The sequence below is a fragment of the Bogoriella caseilytica genome (genome assembly GCF_003752405.1).
Taxonomy (GTDB): Bacteria; Actinomycetota; Actinomycetes; order Actinomycetales; family Actinomycetaceae; genus Allobogoriella; species Allobogoriella caseilytica.
Genome location: NZ_RKHK01000001.1, coordinates 3167723 through 3191011, shown reverse-complemented (window position 1 = coordinate 3191011; position 23289 = coordinate 3167723). Strand labels below are relative to the sequence as shown.

General features: G+C 68.5%; 20 protein-coding genes. 15 read left to right on the top strand and 5 right to left on the bottom strand.

The features are described 5' to 3' along the window. Positions 1-12: 12 nt before the first annotated feature. From EDD31_RS14390 to EDD31_RS14375, 4 genes are all read right to left on the bottom strand, one after another. Positions 13-1002 (bottom strand): bile acid:sodium symporter family protein, encoded by a 990-nt coding sequence (locus EDD31_RS14390; RefSeq protein ID WP_123304808.1) that lies wholly within the window; start codon positions 1000-1002, stop codon positions 13-15. Continuing rightward, positions 999-1286, bottom strand: a complete 288-nt coding sequence (locus tag EDD31_RS14385) for a YciI family protein (protein ID WP_123304806.1) — start codon at positions 1284-1286, stop codon at positions 999-1001. The genes EDD31_RS14390 and EDD31_RS14385 overlap by 4 nt, the downstream gene beginning before the upstream one ends. A gap of 61 nt (positions 1287-1347) precedes the next feature. After that, complete coding sequence (locus EDD31_RS14380) at positions 1348-2037, bottom strand: MBL fold metallo-hydrolase (protein WP_123304804.1); 690 nt, start codon at positions 2035-2037, stop codon at positions 1348-1350. A gap of 44 nt (positions 2038-2081) precedes the next feature. Further along, a complete protein-coding gene (locus EDD31_RS14375; protein ID WP_123305615.1) occupies positions 2082-2750 on the bottom strand; it encodes a nucleoside/nucleotide kinase family protein in 669 nt (222 codons plus the stop codon). A gap of 292 nt (positions 2751-3042) precedes the next feature. Here EDD31_RS14375 and EDD31_RS14370 point away from each other — a divergent pair, with 292 nt between their 5' ends. The 14 genes from EDD31_RS14370 (at position 3043) to EDD31_RS14305 (ending at position 21152) form a co-directional block, all read left to right on the top strand. After that, a complete protein-coding gene (locus tag EDD31_RS14370) occupies positions 3043-4593 on the top strand; it encodes a sodium-dependent transporter (RefSeq protein ID WP_123304802.1) in 1551 nt (516 codons plus the stop codon). Further along, positions 4590-4751 (top strand): methionine/alanine import family NSS transporter small subunit, encoded by a 162-nt coding sequence (locus EDD31_RS14365; protein ID WP_123304800.1) that lies wholly within the window; start codon positions 4590-4592, stop codon positions 4749-4751. The genes EDD31_RS14370 and EDD31_RS14365 overlap by 4 nt, the downstream gene beginning before the upstream one ends. 263 nt (positions 4752-5014) lie before the next feature. After that, complete coding sequence (uvrA, locus tag EDD31_RS14360; protein ID WP_123304798.1) at positions 5015-8002, top strand: excinuclease ABC subunit UvrA; 2988 nt, start codon at positions 5015-5017, stop codon at positions 8000-8002. 9 nt (positions 8003-8011) lie between these two features. Beyond that, a complete protein-coding gene (gene uvrC, locus EDD31_RS14355) occupies positions 8012-10063 on the top strand; it encodes an excinuclease ABC subunit UvrC (RefSeq protein WP_123304795.1) in 2052 nt (683 codons plus the stop codon). 46 nt (positions 10064-10109) lie between these two features. Continuing rightward, positions 10110-11078 (top strand): RNase adapter RapZ, encoded by a 969-nt coding sequence (gene rapZ / locus EDD31_RS14350; RefSeq protein ID WP_123304793.1) that lies wholly within the window; start codon positions 10110-10112, stop codon positions 11076-11078. A 162-nt stretch (positions 11079-11240) separates the two neighbouring features. Further along, on the top strand, positions 11241-12203 hold the full coding sequence (locus tag EDD31_RS14345; RefSeq protein WP_123305613.1) for a gluconeogenesis factor YvcK family protein: 963 nt from the start codon (positions 11241-11243) through the stop codon (positions 12201-12203). A gap of 5 nt (positions 12204-12208) precedes the next feature. After that, a complete protein-coding gene (whiA, locus tag EDD31_RS14340; RefSeq protein ID WP_123304791.1) occupies positions 12209-13189 on the top strand; it encodes a DNA-binding protein WhiA in 981 nt (326 codons plus the stop codon). Positions 13190-13330: 141 nt separating this feature from the next. After that, on the top strand, positions 13331-14335 hold the full coding sequence (gene gap / locus EDD31_RS14335; RefSeq protein WP_123304789.1) for a type I glyceraldehyde-3-phosphate dehydrogenase: 1005 nt from the start codon (positions 13331-13333) through the stop codon (positions 14333-14335). Between the two features lie 78 nt (positions 14336-14413). Beyond that, entirely contained in the window at positions 14414-15607 is a 1194-nt protein-coding gene (locus EDD31_RS14330) for a phosphoglycerate kinase (protein WP_123304787.1), read from the top strand. A 3-nt stretch (positions 15608-15610) separates the two neighbouring features. Further along, positions 15611-16408 carry a triose-phosphate isomerase gene (tpiA, locus tag EDD31_RS14325; RefSeq protein ID WP_123304785.1) on the top strand — a complete coding sequence of 266 codons (798 nt, stop codon included), beginning with the start codon at positions 15611-15613 and terminating at the stop codon, positions 16406-16408. Positions 16409-16524: 116 nt separating this feature from the next. Next, the gene (gene secG, locus EDD31_RS14320) at positions 16525-16770 is read left to right on the top strand and encodes a preprotein translocase subunit SecG (RefSeq protein ID WP_123304783.1); all 246 of its coding nucleotides are present in this window, start codon (positions 16525-16527) and stop codon (positions 16768-16770) included. 54 nt (positions 16771-16824) lie between these two features. After that, a complete protein-coding gene (locus EDD31_RS14315; RefSeq protein ID WP_123304781.1) occupies positions 16825-17172 on the top strand; it encodes an RNA polymerase-binding protein RbpA in 348 nt (115 codons plus the stop codon). A 234-nt stretch (positions 17173-17406) separates the two neighbouring features. Further along, a complete protein-coding gene (locus tag EDD31_RS14310) occupies positions 17407-19347 on the top strand; it encodes an ABC transporter ATP-binding protein (RefSeq protein WP_123304779.1) in 1941 nt (646 codons plus the stop codon). After that, positions 19344-21152, top strand: a complete 1809-nt coding sequence (locus tag EDD31_RS14305) for an ABC transporter ATP-binding protein (RefSeq protein ID WP_123304777.1) — start codon at positions 19344-19346, stop codon at positions 21150-21152. Before EDD31_RS14310 ends, EDD31_RS14305 begins: the two co-directional genes overlap by 4 nt. 184 nt (positions 21153-21336) lie before the next feature. Here EDD31_RS14305 and EDD31_RS14300 read toward each other — a convergent pair whose 3' ends face one another. Continuing rightward, a complete protein-coding gene (locus EDD31_RS14300; protein ID WP_148058968.1) occupies positions 21337-22266 on the bottom strand; it encodes a PDDEXK family nuclease in 930 nt (309 codons plus the stop codon). 260 nt (positions 22267-22526) lie between these two features. On the opposite strand from EDD31_RS14300, the gene EDD31_RS14295 reads away from it, so the two are divergent. Beyond that, positions 22527-23288, top strand: a complete 762-nt coding sequence (locus tag EDD31_RS14295) for a LamB/YcsF family protein (RefSeq protein WP_123304773.1) — start codon at positions 22527-22529, stop codon at positions 23286-23288. Position 23289: the final 1 nt, after the last annotated feature.

Below are 23289 nucleotides of genomic sequence, written 5' to 3'. Positions count from 1 at the left end.
CGGTGCTGCGAGTCAGGCTTGGGCGGGCGCCATGGCGGGTTCTCCGCCCGCCAGTCGGCGCGCGAGCACTGCGCAGACAATCAATTGCATCTGGTGGAAGATGATCACTGGCACCGCCACCACGGCCGCCGTCGCCGGCTCGAAGAGGATCGCCGCCATGGGCAGGCCGGTGGCCAGTGACTTCTTGGAGCCGCACATCAGCAGCGCGATCCGGTCACCGCGATTCATGCGCAGGAGTTTCCCGCCCCACCAGGTGCTGCAGAGCATGACGGTCAGGAGCGCCGCACTCAGCCCCAGCAGTACAGCGAGCATGCTGGGGGAGACGGCCGACCACACGCCATCGGCGGTCGCCGCGGTCACGGCGCCCGCGACGACGATCAGGATGGTGCCGCGGTCGATGACGGTGGTGACCGACTTGTGCGCGCGAATCCACCTCCCTGTCCACCGCTGGAGGATCTGGCCCACCACGAAGGGCAACAAGAGACGTAGCAGCACGTCAACCAGGCTCCCGCCGCCGGCCGCTCCGGCCTCGTGCATCACCCACAGCACCAGCAGCGGGGTGAGCACCATGCCCAGGATGTTCGAGATCGTCGCCGCGCACAGGGCACCGGCCACGTTGCCCTTCGCGATCGAGGTGAAAGCCACCGAGGACTGCACCGTGGACGGCAGCAGCGTCAGGTAGAGCAAGCCGGTGGCCAGCGCTGCGCCGAGCAGCGACCCGGTCACCGCGTGTAGCGCGATGCCCAGCAGCGGGAAGACCAAGTAGGTGGTGAGCAGCACCGAGCTCTGCAAGCGGATGTTGCGCAGTCCGATGAAGACCTCGCGGGTGGACAGTCGCATGCCGTAGACGAGGAAGAGCAGCGTCACCGCCACGGTGCCGGCGATGCTGATGATGTCGCGGACCGGCTCGGGCACCGGCACCAGGATGCCCAGGGCCAGCACGGTCAGGAGCGCGACAACAAACGGGTCCACCCATCGGCGGACCGCAGAACCTACGCTCATTCGGCGAGCTTGCCGATGGCCGGACTCCAAGCGCGGGCGGTGCGCTGCGTGATCAGGTGGGCGCGGTGGAAGGGGTCTGCGTCCAGCAGCTCTAGCGCAGCGGCGTCGTCGTAGGCCTCGACGATGAGGAGCGCACCCGGCGCGCCGGCGTCCTGCCAGCGGCCGGCCACCACGAGGGAGCCCTCGTCGTGGAGGTGTTGCAGGAAGTCCCGGTGCTGGGGGCGCAAAGACTCCAGGTCCTCAGTGCGGGTCTGGTCGTAGACGTACTCGACGGCGAAGAGCATGCCTGCAGGGTAGTCCTGCTCGTGGTGGGGCAGTAGCCCCGGATTGCGGAGTGGTCGGCAGTTACCAGCCGCGTTCGCGCCAGGCGGCCAGCTGCGGCCGCTCGATGCCGAGCAGGGTGTCATCGCCGTGACCGGGATAGATGCGCGTGGTGTCGTCGAAGGCGTCGAAGATCCGTGCGTCGACGTCGTCGATGAGGGCGGTGAAGTTCTCGGAAGAGTCGGTCTTGCCTACGCCGCCAGGGAAGAGGCTGTCACCGGTGAACAGGTGCGCGCGGCCAGGGCGGGGACCGTCGGCCGGCTCGCTGAGGACGACGGCGACTGAGCCCGGCGTGTGGCCCCGCAGGTGGATCACTCCCAGCTCCAGATCGCCGAGCTTGATCGACTCACCGTGACGCAGCTCGCGGTCCACCTCCACCGGGAGAGCCGCGGCATCGTCGGCGCCGGCGAGCACTGCTGCACCAGTGTTGTCGGTGACCTCTTCCAGAGCACGGTGGTGGTCCCAGTGCTGGTGTGTGGTCACCACCGCGAGCAGCGGGCCTCCGGCTTCGTCGATCAGTTTCAGTAACCGGCCCGCCGAGTCAGCGGCATCGATGAGGAGCTGACCGGATGCCGTGGTGAGCAGGTAGGCGTTGTTGTCCTGCTCGGAGACGGAGATCTTGCGCAGTGTCACCGAGCCGAGCTGGTGCAGCACGGGGGCCGCGCCGGGCTCAGTGTGCGGGGACGCGAGGAGGTCGGGGTCGGTCTGGCTCATAGTGGTGATCCTCTGGTGGGGAACGGGGCGTGGTGGAGAGCTGCCTAGCTGGGCGAGCTCTCGGGCGAGAACCGGGCGAGCTGGTCGTCCAGGCCGCGGCTGTCGATGATGAGGTGCGCGCGATCGCGAGTGGTGGCGACGAGCCGGGCGTTCGGTTCGTCGACCGTGCGCACCCATGCGTGCGCCTCGGCCGAGGAACGCCCGCGTACATGTCGTGCGATGAGACGTGCCTCGCGGAGAGTGGCCGGTGCCTCGAGGTACCAGGAGCTGTCGAGGAGGGGCCGCACCGCGCTCCACGCACCGTCGAGCAGCAGGTAGTTGCCCTCGGTGACGATCACCTGGGTGCTGGCTTCGATGCGGAGGCGCCCGGCGATCGGCTCGTGCAGCCCGCGGTCGTAGTCGGGGCAGTAGACCGCTTCACTGGGCCCGGCGGCGAGCCGCTCCAGCAGCGCGACGAAGCCGGCGACGTCGAAGGTCTCCGGGGCGCCCTTGCGCGCACGCAGTCCGAGCCGGTCGAGCTGGTGGTTCGAGAGGTGGAAGCCATCCATCGGCAGCACAGCTGCTGACAACCCGGCTTGCTGCAGGGTCTCCACCACCCGGGCGGCGGCGTAGGACTTGCCCACGCCCGGCGGTCCCACCAGCCCCAGGAACGCCGTCCGGCCGGACGTTGTGGCGCGCTGGGTCAGCTCCGCAAGTGCCTCGTGGACCGCCATGGGACCAGTGTCCCGCATGACCGCCATGGGACCAGTGTCCCGCATCGCGCCCGGCGGCCCCTCTCCGCGTTGCCGGCGGCCCCTCTCCGCGTTGCCGGCGGCCCCTCTCCGCGATTGTGCTCACTTCATGTCGCTCTGGATGCCGGGTCGGCCCGTCAGAACGACGCGAGGTGAGCACAAACGAGAAGCGGGTGTGTTCCAGAGCTCAGTCGCTGGCCCACGAGAGGAGAGTGATCACCGTCGCGTCGGAGCAGGCGTGCGCAATCGGTCGTGAGGAAGTAGCTTCTCCCGCATGAATACGGGGGCAGCAACGGCCAGTGCGCCGGAAGTCGGCCGCGAGCGGTGGTCCGGTCAGCTCGGCTTCGTCCTGGCAGCGCTCGGCTCGGCGGTAGGCCTGGGTAATATCTGGCGCTTCCCGAACGTGGCCTACGAGAGTGGTGGCGGGGCCTTCCTCATCCCGTACCTGGTTGCTCTCCTGACCGCCGGAGTGCCGATCCTCCTGCTGGACTACTCGCTGGGGCATCGATTCCGTGGCGCCGCCCCTACGGTCTTCCGGCGGCTCGGCCGGCGCTTCGAAGGGCTCGGCTGGTTCCAGGTGGCCATCTGCTTCGTGATCGCCACCTACTACATGGCCATCATCGTGTGGGCGCTGCGGTACACCCTGTTCTCGCTCGATCTGGCCTGGGGCGCGGACCCAGCAGCCTTCTTCCAGAACGACTTCCTTCAGGCCGAGGAGCCGGCCTACACCGGTCGCTTCATCGGCGGGATCTTTTGGCCGATGCTTGGGCTTTGGATCGCCACATTGGCGGTCCTGGCCCTCGGGGTGAAGAAGGGGATCGAAGTGGCCACCAAGGTCTTCGTGCCCCTCCTCGCCGTGCTGTTCTTCATCCTGGTGATCCGGGCGCTCTTCCTCGAGGGCGCGGCAGCGGGGCTGGACGCCTTCTTCACCCCCGACTGGAACGCGCTGGTGGACCCCGGAGTGTGGATCGCGGCCTACAGTCAGGTGTTCTTCTCCCTGTCGATCGCCTTCGGCATCATGATCACCTACTCCAGCTACCTGCGACGGCGCTCGAACCTGGCGCCGGTGGGGTACGTCGTCGCCTTCGGTAACGCGTCCTTCGAGATCCTCGCTGGTATCGGCGTCTTCGCCACCTTGGGGTTCATGGCCTACCAGCAGGGCGTGGCGGTGGACCAGCTCGAGAACATCGCCGGCATCGGGCTGAGCTTCATCACCTTCCCGCAGATCATCTCGATGATGCCCGGTGGGCCCTTCTTCGGGGTGTTGTTCTTCCTCTCGCTGACACTGGCCGGCTTCACGTCGCTGATCTCGGTGCTGCAGGTGGTCATCGCGGCGTTCCAGGACAAGTTCGCGCTCTCCCGGGTGAGCGCCACGGCCTTCATCGGCGGCGCCATCGCAGCGATCTCGCTGGTGCTGTACTCCACCACCGGCGCGATGTTCATTCTCGACAGCGTGGATGCGCACACCAACGAGATCGGCGTGGTGCTCTCCGCGATCCTAATGTGCCTGGTGGTCGGGATCGGCACCCGGCAACTCCCGGCATTGCGCCGGCACCTCAACGCCGCCTCGACCCTTGGACTGGGGCGCTGGTGGATCGCGTTGGTCGGCATCGCCATCCCACTCCTTCTGACCTTCATGCTTGTCAGTACGCTGGTCACGCTCATCGCCGAGCCCTACGAGGAGTATCCGCAGTCATTCCTCTTCACCTTCGGGTGGGGGGTGCTGGCGCTCATGGTGGTGTTCGCGGCGGTGGCGACGGCGCTGCGCTGGCGCCGTCCGGTCGATGACTTCACACCCGAGCCAGTGCAGGAGGTGGGGCGATGAGCACCGCAGCCATTCTGATGATGATCGTGGCCGTGCTGATCGTCGGCGGCGGGCTCGTGGCCTCGATCATCTACTTGCTGCGGCACCCGGTGGACGACGTGCCCGACGGTGACGCGGAGGGCAAGGTGCCTCCCGGGAGTTCGCCGAGCGAGCAGTGATCTCGGAACCGTGACGGCGGGGTCGCGGGTCACGGTCGGAGGGGGAGGGCCGGGGGCCGGCGGAGATCATCCGCGAGATATCGAGATGTCGGTGCGGCGATTGTGCACGACTTCAGTCGTTCTGATTGGCCGCGGCGCCCCGCAGAGCGACGAGACGTGAGCACAATCGCGAAGGAGGCTCACGCCCTCCTGCCCGCACCGGCGAGACACACCCCACTCGAACAGCCGTGCGAATGTCGGTGATCCGTCCTAGACTCGCGCGAGTGAGCGATCAGCTAACAGTCCGCGGCGCCCGCGAGCACAATCTCAGGGACGTCTCCATCGATCTGCCCAGGGATTCCCTCGTCGTCTTCACCGGGCTCTCCGGTTCCGGGAAGTCCTCTCTCGCCTTCGACACCATCTTCGCCGAAGGCCAGCGCCGCTACGTCGAGTCGCTCTCAGCGTACGCGCGCCAGTTCCTCGGCCAGATGGACAAACCTGACGTTGACTTCATCGAGGGCCTCTCTCCGGCGGTCTCGATCGACCAGAAGTCCACCAACCGGAACCCGCGCTCCACGGTGGGCACGATCACCGAGGTCTATGACTACCTCCGGCTGCTCTTCGCCCGCGCCGGCACCCCGCACTGCCCCATCTGCGGTGAGCAGGTGGTCGCCCAGACGCCGCAGCAGATCGTCGACCGGTTGCAGGAGATGCCCGAGGGCACCCGTTTCCAGGTCCTCGCGCCCGTGGTCCGTGGCCGTAAGGGCGAGTACGCCGACGTCTTCCGGGATCTCCAGGCTCAGGGCTTCGCCCGCGCCCGGGTGGACGGTGAGACCGTGCAGCTCTCCAGCCCGCCCACACTGGAGAAGAAGCTCAAGCACGACATCGACGTCGTCGTCGACCGGCTCGTGATCCGCGAGGGGATGCGCCAGCGCCTGACCGACTCCGTCGAGACCGCGCTGCGCCTGGCCGAAGGGCTGCTCGTCGTCGACATGGTCGACCTCGAGGCCGACGATCCGGAGCGTGAGCGCCGCTTCTCCGAGAAGCGCGCCTGCCCCAACGACCACCCCCTCGCGCTCGAGGAGATCGAGCCGCGTACCTTCTCCTTCAACGCCCCCTACGGTGCCTGCCCCGAGTGCACCGGCCTCGGCACGCGGCTGGAGGTCGACCCCGAGCTCGTGGTCCCGGATGAGGACCTCAGCCTGGCCGACGGCGCCGTGGCGCCCTGGGCCACCGGTGGCGCCGGCGATCACTTCCTCCGTCAGCTCACCGCCCTGGGCGAGCAGCTTGGCTTCAGTGTCGATACGCCGTGGCGTGGCCTGCCGCAGCGCGCCAAGGACGCGGTCCTCCACGGCGAGAACTACGAAGTGCACGTGAAGTACAAGAACCGGTGGGGGCGGGAGCGGGCCTACACCTCCGGATTCGAAGGCGTCGTCTCCTTCGTCAAGCGCAAGCACGCCGAGACCGATTCCGATTGGTCCCGGGAGCGCTACGAGGGATACATGCGCGAGATTCCCTGCCCCGTGTGCGACGGTACGCGCCTCAAGCCCGAAGTGCTCGCGGTCAAGGTCGGCGGGCTCTCGATCGCCGAGGTTTGTGCCCGGTCGATCGCGGAATCGAAGGTCTTCCTTGATGCGCTGGAGCTCGGGGCCCGCGAAGCGGCCATCGCCGGTCAGGTGCTCAAGGAGATCCACGCCCGGCTCGGCTTCCTGCTCGACGTCGGCCTGGACTACCTCACCCTCGCTCGCGCCGCAGGCACGCTCTCGGGCGGCGAGGCACAGCGGATCCGGTTGGCCACGCAGATCGGCTCTGGCCTGGTGGGCGTGCTGTATGTGCTGGACGAACCCTCGATCGGCCTGCACCAGCGCGACAACCGACGGCTCATCGACACCCTCACCCGTCTGCGGAACCTGGGTAACACCCTGATCGTGGTCGAGCACGACGAAGACACGATCCGCACCGCGGACTACATCGTCGACATCGGCCCCGGCGCCGGGGAACACGGTGGTGAGATCGTGCACGCCGGCGACGTCGAGGGCATGCTCGCCAACGAACGCTCACTGACCGGCGCCTACCTCTCCGGCCGCCGGGTGATCCCGCTTCCGTCCAAGCGACGCAAACAGGACAAGTCCCGTCAGCTCTCGGTGGTCGGTGCCCGGGAGAACAACCTCAAGGACGTCACCGTCCGCTTCCCGCTGGGCAACCTCATCGCCGTCACCGGGGTCTCCGGTTCGGGCAAGTCCACGCTGGTCAACGGCATCCTCTACAAGGCTCTCGCCAACGACCTCAACCGGGCTCGCAATGTGCCCGGACGGCACAAGCGCGTGACCGGCATCGAGCATCTCGACAAGGTCGTGCACGTGGATCAGTCGCCGATCGGCCGCACCCCGCGATCGAACCCGGCCACCTACACCGGCGTGTGGGATCACATGCGCAAGCTCTTCGCCACCACCGAGGAGGCGAAGGTGCGTGGCTACGGGCCTGGCCGCTTCTCCTTCAACGTCAAGGGCGGGCGCTGCGAATCCTGCAAGGGCGACGGCACCCTGCGCATCGAGATGAACTTCCTGCCCGATGTCTACGTGCCCTGCGAGGTCTGCCAGGGCGCCCGGTACAACCGGGAGACTCTCGAGGTGCACTTCAAGGGCAAGAACGTCTCCGAGGTGCTCAACATGCCGATCGAGGAGGCCGCCGACTTCTTCGCCGCGCATCCGGCGATCGCCCGGCACCTGCGCACCCTCGTCGACGTGGGCTTGGGCTATGTGCGTCTCGGACAGCCCGCTCCCACGCTCTCCGGTGGTGAGGCGCAGCGCGTGAAGCTGGCCGCCGAACTGCAGAAGCGCTCCAATGGCCGCTCGGTCTACGTGCTGGACGAGCCCACCACCGGCCTGCACTTCGAGGACATCAACAAGCTCCTCATGGTGCTGCAGGGCTTGGCGGACAAGGGCAACACGGTGATCGTCATCGAGCACAACCTCGACGTCATCAAGTCCGCCGACTGGGTCATCGACATGGGGCCCGAGGGAGGCTCGGGCGGTGGCACCGTGGTGGCCACCGGCACCCCGGAGCAGGTCGCGAAGGTCAGCGAATCCCACACCGGCGCCTTCCTGGCCGAGGTGCTCGCCAGCGACCAGGCGCGAGCCTCGGGCGTAGTGGGCGGGTCCGCTTCGGGTGGATCCGCCCCTGCCGCCGCCAAGGGTGGCGCGCGCACCAACGGCGTCCGGGCGAAGGCGTCTAGCGCTGCGGAGCCGGTGGCCGCCGGCACGCAGTCGTAGCCTGACAGCATGGCCGACCCCTCCACCTACCGCCCCAAGCCGGGGGAGATCCCGGTCGAGCCAGGCGTCTACCGCTTCCTCGACGGCCACGGCCGCGTGATCTACGTGGGCAAGGCGAAGTCACTGCGGTCACGCCTGTCCTCGTACTTCCAGGATCTCGCCGGCCTGCATCCACGCACCCAGCAGATGGTCACCACCGCGGCCAAGGTGGAGTGGACGGTGGTCGGCACCGAGGTCGAAGCCCTCACCCTGGAGTACGCCTGGATCAAGGAGTTCGATCCGCGGTTCAACATCAAGTACCGCGACGACAAGTCCTACCCCTTCCTGGCCGTCACCATGGGGGAGGAGGTTCCGCGAGTGCAGGTGATGCGCGGCTCCAAGAAGACCGGCACCAAGTACTACGGCCCCTACACCCACGCCTGGGCCATCCGGGAGACGGTCGATCAGCTCCTGCGGGTGTTCCCGGTACGCACGTGCTCGCCCGGTGTCTACAAGCGCGCGGCCGCCTCGGGCCGGCCCTGTCTGCTCGGCTACATCGACAAGTGCTCCGCGCCCTGCGTGGGCCGGGTCAGCCCGGAGGAGCACCGCGAGCTGGCCGAGCAGTTCTGCCATTTCATGGACGGTGAGACCGGGCCGCACATGAAACGCCTCGAGCAGCAGATGAGGCAGGCGGCCCTCGATCAGGACTTCGAACGTGCGGCACGGCTCCGCGACGACATCGGGGCCTTGCGCCACGTGGTGGAGAAGAACGCGATCGTGTTGCCCGACGCCACCGACGCCGATGTCTTCGGTCTCGCTGCCGATGAGCTGGAGGCGTCGGTACAGGTCTTTCACGTGCGCGGCGGACGGATCCGCGGTCAGCGCGGCTGGGTGGTCGAACGCGTTGAGGCAGTCGACGAGGCCGGTCTCGTCGAGCACCTCCTCGAGGTCTATGACGACAACCCGACCATGGGCATCCCCCGGGAGGTGCTGGTGCCCGTGCTTCCGGAGAACGCGGAAGCCATCGCCGACTACCTCTCCGGCTTGCGAGGCTCGCGGGTTTCGCTGCGCGTGCCGCAGCGCGGGGACAAGAAGGCGATCGCCGAGACGGTGCGCACCAACGCGGTGCAGGCCTTGGCCCTGCACAAGACCCGGCGTGCCGGCGACCTCACCTCCCGCTCCCAGGCCCTGGCCGAACTCACTGAGGCCATCGGGCTGACCGAATCGCCCCTGCGGATCGAGTGCTACGACATCTCCCACACCCAGGGCACACACCAGACCGGCTCCATGGTGGTCTTCGAGGACGGCATGCCCAAGAAGTCGGACTACCGCCGCTTCGTGATCCGCGGCGAACAGGGCGAGGGCGCCAAGACCACTGCCGGCGCCACTGCCGGCGCCGCCGCCAGTAGCGCTGCCAGCGCCGATGACACCGCCGCCATGGACGAAGTGCTCCGCCGGCGCTTCAAGCGGTACCTCGCCGAACAGGCCGGCATCGAGACCGCCGGAGTACCCCAGCCGGACCCGGCAGCAGCTGACGTGGAGGAGTCCGATCGGGACGCCGGCCCGCAACTCGACGACGACGGCGTTCCCCTGGCCACCGGGCCGGTGGATCCCGAGACCGGACGCGCCCGGAAGTTCTCCTACCCGCCCAACCTCGTTGTCGTCGACGGCGGCCTGCCGCAGGTCAACGCCGCCCGAGCGGCCCTCGACGACCTCGGGGTGGACGAGGTCGCGGTGATCGGATTGGCCAAGCGCCTCGAAGAGGTGTGGATCCCGGGCGAGGACTTCCCGGTGATCCTGCCGCGTACCTCGCCGGCCCTGTACCTGCTCCAGCAGCTGCGCGACGAGTCCCATCGCTTCGCCATCTCCCATCACCGTTCCCGGCGCGGCAAGGCGATGACCCGCTCGGTTCTTGATGACATCCCTGGCCTGGGCGCCACCCGACAGACCGCTCTGCTCAAGCACTTCGGCTCAGTCAAACGCCTGGCGCAGGCGGACGTGGCGGAGATCGCCGCGGTCAAAGGCATGGGGCCGGCCACCGCCCAGGCCGTGCACGATGCGCTGAGCTCGCGCGAGAAGTAGGCCCGGGTCCTGAGCGGGCGAGCCAGCAACCTGGCATCCTGGCCGCATGACATCGCCGGAGCCTGAGAACGACTGGCCGGAGGACTCCGGCCCGCCCACCGTCCCCGACGGCATCCCCGTGCTCGATGAGAGCACCTCGCTCCCGCAGAATGACCCACCCGAGATCCTGATCATCACGGGCATGTCCGGCGCTGGGCGATCGCGCGCCGCGGCTGCCCTGGAGGATCTCGACTGGTACGTCGTCGACAATCTGCCGCCCCGGCTGCTGGGCACTCTGGCGCGGATGATGACGCCCGGCGACGGCGGTGTTCACCGTTTGGCCGCCGTCGTCGATGTGCGTTCCGGGGAGTTCTTCGCCGAACTCGTCGGCGTGCTGGACCAGTTCCGCGCGCAGGGCACGGACTACCGCGTCATCTACCTCGACGCCTCGGACGAAGAACTGGTGCGCCGCTACGAATCCGTGCGCCGCCCCCACCCGCTCCAGGGGGACGGACGCCTGCTGGACGGCATCACCGAGGAACGTAGCCTGCTCGCCACCCTCCGCCGCCGGGCCGACGTCCTCATCGACACCACCGAGCTCTCCGTGCACGACCTCGCCCGCCAGATCCGCGAGAACGTCGCCGACGGCGGCGCGCTGGCCGGGCCGCGGCTGACGGTGGTCTCCTTCGGCTTCAAGTACGGCCTGCCGCTGGACGCCGATCACGTGGTCGACATGCGCTTCTTGGCCAACCCCTACTGGGTCTCCGAACTGCGCCACCTCACCGGGCAGGATCGCCGGGTGAGCGAGTACGTGCTGGGCCAGGACGGCGCCACCGAGTTCGCCGAGCGCTACGTGGCCGCCCTGGAGCCGGTGCTGGCTTCCTACGTCAACGAACTCAAGCCCTTCGTCACCATCGCGGTGGGATGCACCGGCGGCAAACACCGATCAGTGGCCGTCTCGGAGTTCATTTCGCAGCGCCTGCGGGAACATGGCCATCCGGTGCGCACCCTGCACCGTGATATGGGCCGTGAGTGAGCGGGTGCCATGACCGAACCGACCGCGCGGCCAGGACCCGCTGAGGATCCCGAGCCCACCTTCACGCACGAGCCCACCACTACAGCCAAGCCCGACCCCCGTCCGCTGCTCGGCCTCCAGCCGCTCGATCGCGGGCTCCCTGCCACCGTGCACCGGCCACCCATGGGGCCGCCGGTGGTCGCCCTCGGGGGAGGGCACGGCCTGGCCGCCACCCTCAAGGCGCTGCGCCACCTCACCAAACAGCTCACCGCCGTCGTCACGGTCGCCGACGACGGCGGATCCTCCGGCAAGCTCCGTGGCGAGCTCGGAGTCCTGCCCCCCGGCGATCTGCGCATGGCGCTGTCCGCGCTCTGCGACGACGGGGACTGGGGCCTGCTCTGGCGTGACGTACTGCAGCACCGCTTCCACTCCGCGGGCGAACTCGACAACCACGCTGTCGGCAATCTGCTCATCGTCGCGCTGTGGGAACTGCTCGGTGACACCGTCGCCGGTCTGGACATGGTCGGCCGCCTGCTCGGTATCCAGGGTCGGGTGCTCCCGATGTCGGCCGTGCCGCTGGAGATCGAAGGAGACGTCAAGCTGCCCGACTGCCACCCGGACGGCCCCGGCTTCCGCACCCTGCGCGGCCAGAGCACCGTGGCCCTCGAGCCCGGCCGCATCGAGCAGATCCGCCTCTTCCCTCAGGCGCCGCCGGCTGTTCCCGAGGCCGTGGAGGCCGTGCGCGAGGCCGAGTGGGTCGTGCTGGGCCCGGGCTCCTGGTACTCCTCCGTGGTCCCGCACCTGCTGGTACCCGAGCTCGCGGCCGCCCTGCACGAGACCAAGGCCCGTCGTGCGCTCACCGTGAATCTCTCCGCCCAGGAGGGGGAGACCGACGGCATGACCGCGGCCGATCATGTGCGCTCCCTGCGCGAAGACGCACCCGAGTTGCGTCTGGACGTGGTGATCGCCGACCCCTCGGTCGTGGAGGACCTGGACGACCTCACCGACGCGGCCGAGGCCTTCGGCGCACGGGTGCTCTTCCGTCAGGTACGGGTGGGCGATGGCACACCGCGTCACGATCCGCTGCGCCTGGCCGCTGCGTATCGCGATGCCTTCGAAGGCACCATGGGGGACGTGGGAAGATGACCCGCATGTCATTGACCGCCGCCGTGAAGGATGAGCTCGCCCGAGTCGTTGTGGAGAAGCAGTCCGCGCGGAAGGCAGAGGTCGCCGCCACTCTGCGTTTCGCCGGAGGGCTGCACATCATCTCCGGCCGGATCGTGGTCGAGGCCGAGCTCGACCAGGGCGTCGCGGCCCGCCGGCTCCGGGAGACCGTGCGCGAGTGCTACGGCCACCAGGCCGACATCATCGTCGTCTCCGGTAACGGGCTGCGGAAGGGCAACCGCTACGTGGTCCGCGTGATCCGCGAGGGGGAGTCCCTCGCCCGGCAGACCGGATTGCTGGACGCTCGCGGGCGCCCCGTGCGCGGCTTGCCACCGCAGATCGTCTCCGCCGGTGTCGCGGAGGCCACCGCGGCGTGGCGCGGCGCCTTCCTGGCCCACGGTTCACTCACCGAACCGGGGCGTTCCACCGCCCTGGAGGTCACCTGCCCCGGCCCCGAAGCGGCCCTGGCGCTGGTGGGCGCAGCCCGCCGGATGAGCATCCTCGCCAAGGCCCGCGAGGTGCGCGGCATCGATCGGGTCGTCATCCGTGACGGCGAGGCCATCTCTCAGATGCTCACCCGACTCGGCGCGCACGACGCCGTCATGGTGTGGGAGGAACGCCGCATGCGCCGCGAGGTGCGCGGTACGGCCAACCGCCTCGCCAACTTCGATGACGCCAACCTGCGCCGCTCCGCCCGCGCGGCGGTGGCCGCAGGAGCCCGCGTCGAGCGCGCCTTCGAGATCCTCGGCGACGACGTGGCCGAGCACCTCCGCCAGGCCGGGCGTTTGCGCCTGGAGCACAAGCAGGCCTCCCTCGAGGAACTCGGACAGCTCTCCGATCCGCCGCTGACCAAGGACGCCGTCGCCGGCCGGATCCGCCGGCTGCTCGCCATGGCCGACCGCCGCGCCGCCGAGCTCGGCATCCCCGACACCGAGGCCGGGCTCTCCCCGGATCTGCTCGACCTCTAGCCCGGGACCAATGGCCCATCTCACCGGGACCCCCCGATGAGACAGACCCCCGGCACCGGTGAGTAGACTCGGAGCAGCACCCCCAGGGGTGATTCCCACAATCGATCGAGTGCGCCGCCTGGCGCACACCAGGAGGACATTGTGACCATCCGCGTCGGCATCAACGGCTTCGGACGTATTGGCCGTAACTTCACCCGCGCGCTGCTCGCCTCGGGGCAGGACATCGAGATCGTCGGGGTCAACGACCTCACCGACAACAAGAGTCTCGCCCACCTGCTGAAGTACGACTCCGTCTTCGGCAAGCTGCCCTACGAGGTCAGCGCCACCGAGGACTCCCTCATCGTCGATGGCAAGACCATCAAGACCACCGCCGAGCGCGACCCGGCCAACCTGCCCTGGGGTGACCTGAACGTCGACATCGTCATCGAGTCCACCGGTATCTTCACCGACGGCACCAAGGCCAAGGCGCACCTCGACGCCGGCGCCAAGAAGGTCATCATCTCCGCCCCGGCCAAGAACGAGGACGCCACCTTCGTCGTCGGCGTGAACCACACCGACTACGACGCCGCGAACCACAACATCGTCTCCAACGCCTCGTGCACCACCAACTGCCTGGCCCCCATGGCCAAGGTCCTGAACGACGAGTTCGGCATCGAGCGTGGCCTCATGACCACGATCCACGCCTACACCGCCGACCAGAACCTGCAGGACGGCCCGCACAAGGACCTGCGTCGCGCCCGCGCCGCCGCGGTCAACATCGTGCCGACCTCCACCGGCGCCGCCAAGGCCGTGTCCCTGGTGCTCCCCGAGCTCAAGGGCAAGCTCGACGGATACGCCCTGCGCGTGCCGGTCCCGACCGGTTCGGCCACCGACCTCACCTTCACGGCGGCCCGCGAGGTCACCGTGGAGGAGATCAACGCCGCCATCAAGAAGGCCGCTGACGGCCCGCTGCAGGGCGTGCTGGAGTACGTGGACGACCCGATCGTCTCCTCGGACATCGTGGGCAACCCGCACACCTCGATCTTCGACTCCGGCCTGACCAAGGTCAGCGGAAACCAGGTCAAGGTCGTCTCCTGGTACGACAACGAGTACGGCTACTCCGCCTCGCTGGTCACCCTCGCCGCCTACATCGGCGAGCGTCTCTGAGCCACCCCCTGTTGAGCCGATGAGGACGCCCGCGCACCCCTCGGGTGCGCGGGCGTTTCCCTGGAAGGAGCAGTTCCTGTGAAGACCATCGAGGATCTGGGCGACCTGCGCGGCAAGCGCGTTCTGGTCCGCTCCGACTTCAACGTGCCGCTCGACGGCACGACCATCACCGACGACGGGCGCATCCGCGCCGCCCTGCCGACGATCACCGCGCTGACTGAAGCCGGCGCGAAGGTGATCCTGACGGCGCACCTGGGCCGGCCCAAGGGTGAGGTCAAGGCCGAGTACTCCCTGGCTCCGGTGGCCGCGCGACTCGGCGAACTGCTCGGGCACGAGGTGCGCTATGCCTCCGACCTGGTGGGGGACTCCGCCACGTCCACGGTGGCCTCGCTCGCCGTGGGGGACGTGGCTCTCCTGGAGAATGTGCGTTTCGACGCGCGCGAGACCTCCAAGGACGACGCCGAACGCGGCGCGCTGGCCGCAGAGCTGGCCCAGCTTGCCGACGCCTTCGTCTCGGATGGCTTCGGCGTGGTGCACCGCAAGCAGGCCTCGGTCTACGACGTGGCGCAGCTGCTGCCGCACGCGGCCGGCAAGCTGGTCTTCAAGGAGATCGCCTCGCTGTCCAAGGCCACCGACGACCCGGAGCGCCCCTATGCAGTGGTGCTGGGTGGCTCGAAGGTCTCCGACAAGCTCGGGGTGATCTCGAACCTGCTCGGGAAGGCCGACCGCCTGCTCATCGGTGGCGGGATGGTCTTCACCTTCCTGGCCGCCAAGGGCTTCGGCGTGGGATCCTCCCTGCTGGAGCAGGACCAGGTCGAGACGGTCAAGGGCTATCTCCAGGACGCCGAGGACAAGGGTGTGGAGATCGTGCTGCCCACCGACGTCATCGTCGCCCCGGAGTTCAAGGCTGACGCACCGGCCACGGTCGTGTCCGCCGAGGAGATCCCGGCAGACCAGATGGGCCTGGACATCGGCCCGGACTCGCAGCGCCTCTTCACCGAGAAGCTGGCCGATGCGCGCACCATCGTGTGGAACGGCCCCATGGGCGTCTTCGAGTTCCCTGCCTTCGCCGGCGGCACCCGCGCCGTGGCGCAGGCGATGTCCGACTCGGAGCGGGCCTTCACCATCGTCGGTGGCGGAGACTCAGCGGCCGCCGTGCGGACCCTCGGATTCGACGAGTCCACCTTCTCCCACATCTCGACCGGTGGTGGCGCCTCCCTCGAACTTCTCGAGGGCAAGGTTCTCCCCGGCATCAACGTACTGGAGGGCTGATACATGGCAGCTAGCACCCGCACCCCGCTGATGGCGGGCAACTGGAAGATGAACCTTGACCACCTCGAGGCGATCTCCGTGGTCCAGAAGCTCGCGTGGACCCTGCAGGACGCCAAGCACGACTTCTCCGCGGTCGAGGCCGTGGTGGTCCCGCCCTTCACCGACCTGCGCTCGGTGCAGACCCTCGTCGACGGCGATGACCTGAAGATCGCCTACGGCGCCCAGGACGTCTCGGCGCACGAGTCGGGCGCCTACACCGGCGAGATCTCTGCCGGAATGCTGGCCAAGCTCGGCGTGAGCTACGCCGTGGTCGGCCACAGTGAGCGGCGCGAACAGCACCACGAGGACGACGCCCTGGTGGCTGCCAAGGCCAAGGCTGCTCTGGCCGCCGGGATCACCCCCATCATCTGCGTGGGTGAGGGCCTGGATGTGCGCAAGGCTGGCGACCAGGTGCCCTACACCCTCGCCCAGGTCGAAGGTTCGCTCGCTGGCTTCGACGCGGAGCAGGCCGCGAAGGTCGTCATCGCCTATGAGCCCGTGTGGGCCATCGGCACCGGTGAGGTCGCCACCCCGGAGGACGCCCAGGAGGTGTGCGCGGCGATCCGTGCGCGCCTCGCCGAGCTGTACGACTCGAGCGTGGCCGAAGCCGTGCGCGTGCTCTACGGCGGCTCGGTGAAGTCCTCGAACGTGGCCTCGATCATGGCTCAGCCTGACGTTGACGGCGCCCTGGTGGGCGGCGCCAGCCTCAAGGCCGAGGAGTTCGCGGCGATCGTTCGCTACCAGGACCACGCTGGTAGTTGATAGCCTGTCGGGGCCTTGCGAGTATCTTGCTCGCAAGGCCCCGGCCAGCTGTGGCCGGCCGCGGCCCTCGACCGAGGCCGGCATTCCTTCCCGATCGAACAGAGGTAGACCGCAACGTGGAGATTCTCCGGATCGTCCTGCAGGTGCTCCTGGTCCTGCTCGGCGTCCTCATGGTCGTCTTCATCCTGCTGCACAAGGGCAAGGGTGGCGGTATCTCCGACATGTTCGGTGGTGGCATCTCGAGCTCGGCCGGCTCCTCCGGGGTCGCCGAGCGTAACCTCACGCGATACACGTTGATCCTGGCGATCGCCTGGGTCAGCGTGGTGGTGCTCCTCGGACTGATCCAGCGGTTCGAGTTCTAAACCGGTAGTACCTCGTGGCCGGCTCCTGAGCGCCGGCCGGCCTCAGGAGGCGGCATGGCGAGCGGTAATGCAATCCGTGGGTCCCGGATCGGCTCGAGTCGTGGGGGTGAGCCCGAGCGCGGGACGCCTGCGCCGCGGACCTGGGTGACCTTCTGGTGCGAGAACCGGCACGAGACCACGCGCGGCTTCGCTCAGGATGACGACGTCGACATCCCCGAGCTGTGGGACTGTCCCCGCTGTGGGCTGCCGGCCGGCACCGACCGGGACAACCCGCCCCAGGCGCAGAAGGTGGCGCCCTTCAAGACCCACCTCGCTTACGTGAAGGAGCGTCGCACGGACGCCGACGGCGAGGCACTGCTGGACGAAGCTCTCGAGGCCCTGCGCGCCCGCCGCGACGGTTGAGCCAGGAGCACGCCGTCGTGACGAGCGGGCGCCGTCGTCCTTGACGTGACTCTCGCGCGCGCTGACGTGGCCCTGGCGCGAACTGACCTGACCCGTGCGCGCGCCGCCGGTTCTCCTTGAGCCCATGACCAGGTCAAGCCTTGGCCATCGCGTGTCCAAGTTCGCCCACTGAGACGCGCATCTCGGCGATTACATGTGCGGTGCACGGGTTTGGTAGGGAAGAATAGATGCACGATGCCATCAAAAACTGCTGCTCCACGCAGGCCTGAGGCACCCGGGCCCGCCGGATCGCATCTGTCGACGCCCGCCTCACTTCGCCGCCTTTACCCCTACGTCCGCTCCGCGCTGCCACAGCTGCTCGCCGGTCTGCTCTCGGCGCTCGGCGCTTCGCTCGTGGCCCTGGCCATCCCGCAGGTGCTGCGTTATGTGGTGGACACCTACCTCACCGACGTCGACGCCGGCGCCTCGCTGAGCGACCTCGTCTGGCCGATCGTCCTCGTGCTCGGCCTCGGGCTCGCCGAGGCCGGCTTCATCCTGCTCCGCCGCACTCTGGTGATGTTCCCGGGCACCCGGGTGGAGTCCGATATGCGCATGGGGCTCTTCCGGCACCTGCAGGACCTCCCGCAGGCCTTCCACGACCGTTGGCCTGGCGGGCAGCTGCTCTCCCGCATCGTGGGTGACCTCGGGATGCTGCGCCGCTGGCTGGTCTTCTCCGCCATCCAGCTCGTGGTCTCGGTCCTGACGATCATTGTGGGCACCGTCCTGCTCATCACCACCGCAGGTTGGCTGGGACTGATCTACCTCGCCGGCGCGATCCCGATGACGATCATCGCCTTCACCTTCTCCCGCAAGTTCCGCGTGGTGGCCCGCCGTTCCCAGGAGCAGCTCGGCGAACTGGCGAACACCGTGGAGGAATCGGTGCACGGCATCCGGGTGCTCAAGGCCTTCGGGCGCGGCCGCGATGCCCTCCGCGGTTTCTCCGGAGAGGCCGCGCAGCTCCGCGAGACCGAGCTGTCCAAGGCCAACACCCAGTCCAAGCTGGTCCAGGCCCTGCAGATCATTCCCGAGTCCACGCTGGCGATCGCCATGGTCGTCGGCGCCTTCCTGGTGGCCAACGAGACCATCACCATCGGCGCCTTCTCTGCTTTCTTCCTCACCGCCGCGATCATGAACGGCCCCGTGGTCGATCTCGGCATGACCCTGGCGATGACGCTGAACGCCCGCACCGCCGTGGACCGGTACTTCGAGATCCTCGAGACCCCGAACTCGATGGCCGACCCCGACCACCCCGATGAGGCGGGCACACCTGCCTCGGACAAGGGCTCCCATGTGCGGCTGCGCGATGTCGAGTTCCAGTATTCGGATGCCGCCGAGCCGCTGCTGAGCCACATCGACCTCGACCTCCCGGCCGGGACGACGACCGCGCTGGTGGGCCTGACCGGCTCCGGCAAGTCCACGCTCGCGATGCTCATCCCGCGCATCTTCGACGTCACCGACGGCAGCGTGGAGATCGACGGTGTCTCGGTGCGCGGCATGCGCCGCTCCGATGTGCGTGACGGCGTGGCCGTGGCCTTCGAAGACCCCACCCTGTTCTCCGCTTCGGTGCGCGAAAACGTGCTCTTCGGCGTCGACGACGCCCTGGATCACGCCGAGAAGGAGCGCCTCATGCACGAGGCGCTCGAGGTGGCCCAGGCTGCCTTCGTCTACGAGCTGCCCGAGGGCGTGGACACCAAGATCGGCGAAGAGGGCCTCTCGCTCTCCGGTGGCCAGCGTCAGCGGCTGGCGCTGGCGCGTGCCATCGCCTCGCGGCCCCGCGTGCTGGTGCTCGACGACCCGCTCTCTGCCCTCGACGTCACCACCGAGGAGGCCGTCTCCCGGCGGCTGCGTCAGGTGCTCGACGGCACCACGTCGCTGGTCATCGCGCACCGGCCTTCCACCGTGGCGCTGGCCGACCGGGTCGCGGTGCTGGAGAACGGCAGCATCCGCGCCGTCGGGACCCACAGCGAGCTGCTGGCCACTGACGCGCACTACCGCTACATCATCTCCACCCTCGAAGAGGACGCCCAGGAGCACGGCATCGGGCACTTCGAGGACCTTCCACCCGCCGAAGGGGAGGCCGACGAGACCGACCGCAGCGCCGGCGTCGACGACGAGGCAAAGGGGGCCCGGCTGTGAGTCACTCCGCGACCGACAATGAGGACCAGATCGAGCTCGGACGGGACGAGAACAAGGCGATCCGGCAGCGTTCCCTTCGCCTGCTCGGCTCCCTGCTCTCCCCGCACAAGAAGGCTCTCGCCATCGCTGCCGGCCTGGTGATGCTCTCCTCGCTCGGCCAGGTCGCTGGGCCGTGGCTCGTGGGCTGGACGATCGACAACGCCTTGATGCCGCTCATGGAAGACGGCGACACCGGTCCGCTGACCTTCTCCGGCCTGACCTACCTCGCCGCCGCCGTGATCGGTGGCCTGGCGGCCGGGGCCTACATCCGTCAAGCAGCTCGTATCGCGCAGGGCGTGATGTACGACCTGCGCCGCCGCGTGTTCCGCCAGACCCAGCGCCTGTCGCTGGAGTTCCACGAGAAGTACACCTCCGGGCGCGTGATCTCGCGGCAGACCTCCGATATGGAGGCGCTGCGCGAACTGCTCGACGGCGGCCTGACCGGTGTCATCTCCTCAATGTTCCTCATGGTGTTCATCGCCGGCACGATCGTGTTCACCGACTTGGGTTCCGCGGGCATCCTGGCGCTGGCCTTCATCCCGTCCTTCTTCCTCACCCGCTGGTTCCAGAAGAAGTCGCAGTTGTTCTACCGGGAGCAACGCACCGCCTCGGCGCGGCTGATCGTGAAGTTCGTGGAGACCATGACCGGCATGCGCGCCGTGCAGGCCTTCCGCCGGGAGTCGACCACCGAGCGGGACTTCGGGAACCTCTCGAACAGTTACCGCGAGGCTTTCCTCAAGGTTTTCTCGATCAACGGCCGCTTCCAGCCGGGGCTGGTCGTCATCGGCAACCTGACCGTGGTGGTCGCCCTCGCCGTGGGCGCCTGGCGCGTGATCGAGGGTGACCTCGGCGCCGGCACCCTGGTGGCCGTGCTGTTGCTGGTCAAGCGCTTCTTCCAGCCCATCCAGCAGATCGGCATGTTCTACAACTCCTTCCAGTCGGCCACCGCCGCGCTGGAGAAGGTCTCCGGGCTGCTCGCCGAGGAACCCACCGTCGTGGAGCCGAAGAACCCCGCGCCGCTGGAGAACCCCCGCGGCGATCTGCGGCTGAGCTCGGTGAAGTTCCGCTACGGCAGCGGCCCTGTGGTGTTGCCGCACATGGACCTGCACATTCCAGCCGGGCAGACCGTGGCCCTGGTGGGCACAACCGGGGCGGGCAAGTCCACTCTGGCCAAGCTCGTCACGCGCTTCTACGACGCCTCGGAGGGCACCATTAGCCTCGACGGCGTGGACCTGCGCGAGATCTCCACCGACGATCTGCGCAATGCCGTGGTGATGGTGACCCAGGAGGCGTACCTGTTCTCCGGATCGGTCCGTGAGAACATCGCGCTCGGGAAGCCCGGGGCCACCGACGAGGAGATCGTGGCGGCGGCCCAGGCCGTCGGCGCACACGAGTTCATCCTCAAGATGCCCGAAGGCTATGACACCGAGGTGAACAAACGCGGTGGTCGCGTCTCCGCCGGCCAGAAGCAGCTGCTGTCCTTCGCCCGTGCCTTCCTCGCCGACCCGGCCGTTCTGGTGCTTGACGAGGCCACCGCCTCGCTGGACCTCCCGGGGGAGCGGATCGTGCAGCACGGCCTGCAGACGCTGTTGGCCGACCGCACCGCAATCATCATCGCGCACCGGCTCTCCACCGTCGCGATTGCTGACCGGGTGCTGGTCATGGCCCATGGCGAGGTCACCGAAGACGGCACCCCCGAGGAGCTCCTGGCAGCTGGCGGTACCTTCGCCGACCTCAACCAGGCCTGGGAGGACTCACTCGTCTGAGCCGGTGGCTGGCCGGGGTCAGGGGTCCGGGGTGGTCCGCCGGGGCCTCCGCTCGCCCCTTCCGCAAGCCCCTGGCGATTGTGCTCGCTCGATGTCGCTCTGGCAGGCCCGCGGGCCTGCCAGAGCGACGTGTAGTGAGCACAATCGTCTCGGCGGACGCCGAGGTTCATGAGCGGTGGATCCGTCAGGATGCGAGCAAGTGGCCCACTTGGGCGACCGCCCTGGTGAAGCCGTCGCGCGCGTCCTCCCGGTTGAAGCGCAGCAGGGACCAGCGGGCCGAGGTGAAGGCGTTGTCTCGGCGTTGATCGTGGCGCGCCCGTTCGGGGTCGAAGTGCGTGGCGCCGTCGAACTGGATGGCAATGCGTTGCCGGCGATAGCCGAGGTCTGCCGGTGGTGACCACGGATCGTCGTCGGGGCGCACCTGAAGCTCGGGTTCCGGGAGTCCTGCGTTCACCAGGGCCAGCCGCAGTGCGGTCTCCTGCGCCGAGTCCGCTCCGATGCGCACCTGATCGACCGCTGCCCGTGCCCGCTTGACGCCGTGCATCCCTGCGGCACTGTCCACCACGTCGCGCAAGGAGGCGAGGGTCGTCCACGGCTCGGAGCGTCCCTCGTACCTCCGGTAAGGCCGCCGCACAATGTGGTCGCCGAGCATGACCAGCTCCTCAATGCTCATCGCCCCGGCGAGTTCGAGCCACGTCAAAGCCGGTGAGCTGATCAGTGTGTTCTCGTAGCGCTCGAGGTTCCGTGGAGCCCGGGTCGTGCGGTGGCACATCACCTGATCGCGCCGGGAGTATGTGCCGGCAGCCTTGAGCACGGTGAGGTGGACGGTCCTGGCATCCAGTAGCCGTCCTGGTATCGACCAGCCACGCAGCATCGCGGCGGTGTGGTGAGAGATCCAGCTGTTGGCACGCTCGCGCGCGAGGAGGACCGCTCGCTGGCGAAGCCGTTCGATCTCGTGCACGGGCATGTGGGAGCGCTGCATCCTGATGCCGCGGGCGATGGGAGCGATGTCCCGTCGCCGCAGCCGGTTGAGGTCAACGCCCGCAACACGTAGCGCGCCCGGAGTCAGTGCCTGTCCTTCCAGGCTGTGGGGCAGGGGGCGCGGTGTTCTCATGCCACGCGATTCTGCTTCCCGTGACCCTGCCATGGGGGTTATCCACAACACCGATCGCTCGAGATGAGGCGGGCGCCCGGGCCCCGGCGAGGACGCCTCCACCACCCACTCGGCGATTGTGCTCGCTTACTGTCGTTTTGAACCCGGGAACGGCGGCTCATAACGACGTGGAGTGAGCACAACCGCGGAGGAGTGGGGGCGACCGGCGGAGCGAGCAGGGCAGCGGCGGTCGAGGAGAACTCCGCCGATAGGGTGAAGGCATGCAACCCGCGCCCGGGATCGACCTCAACGCCGACCTTGGCGAGGGCTTCGGCCCTTGGCCGATGGGTGATGACGCCGCGATGCTCGACCTCGTCACCAGCGCGAACGTAGCGGGCGGCTTCCACGCCGGCGATCCGGCGGGCATCGCGCGTACTCTCGCGGCGGCCGCGGCCCGCGGGGTGAGCGTTGGCGCCCACCCCGGCTACCGGGATCTCGTGGGCTTCGGTCGACGCTTTGTGGCCGCCACCGCCGAGGAACTCCGCGCCGACGTCGTGTACCAGGTGGGCGCGGTGCAAGCACTGGCCCGCGCTGCTGGGCTCGACGTCGGTTATATCAAGGCACACGGCGAGCTCTACCATCAGCTCTCGAGCAATCCGACGCACAGCGCTGCTTTCCTGGCCGCTGCGACGGACGTCGGTCTGCCGGTGCTGGCCCTGGCCGGTTCCGCCTTCGCCCAGTGGGCCGCCGAGGCCGGAGTGCCGGTCTACGCCGAGGCCTTCGGTGACCGCGCCTACGCACCGGACGGTTCCCTGGTGCCGCGTGGCGAGCCCGGTGCGCTGCGCCACGATGCGCAGCAGGTGATCGACGGTGTCCTCCAGCTCGCCGAGACCGGCACCGTGACCGCCATCGACGGCTCGGTCATCCCCGTCCGCGCGGACTCGATCTGCCTGCATGGTGACACCCCCGGAGCAGTCGAGTTCGCCCGCTCGGTCCGCGCCGCACTGCAGGATGCGGGCATTCCGTTGCGACCTTTCGTGTGAG